The organism is Bradyrhizobium uaiense, from assembly GCF_010811875.1.
GTDB classification, from domain to species: Bacteria; Pseudomonadota; Alphaproteobacteria; order Rhizobiales; family Xanthobacteraceae; genus Bradyrhizobium; species Bradyrhizobium uaiense.
Map to the genome: position 1 here is coordinate 1 of NZ_VKHP01000944.1, position 244 is coordinate 244.

Below are 244 nucleotides of genomic sequence, written 5' to 3' on the forward strand. Positions count from 1 at the left end.
CGTTCTTAATGTCCTCCTCGACCGCCGCACGGTCGCGCTCCTTCGGGTCCCCATATCCGCCACCACTGCCGGTCACGATGCGGATCGTTTCGTCGGCGTGCGTGGTGAAGCCCGAGACGAAGGCAAATACACTGGCGGACGTGGCATCGTCATGGATTACCGAATCCGCGGCGAAAGCGGCTTCCTCACCGTCGGCTATATGCGCTCGAAGTTCCCACCCTGGGCGCTCGCCGGTGGTCGCGTG

General features: G+C 63.9%; 1 pseudogene. It reads right to left on the minus strand.

The features are described 5' to 3' along the window. Positions 1 to 244 (minus strand): annotated as a pseudogene (locus tag FNJ47_RS48220) (hypothetical protein); the annotation flags it as partial.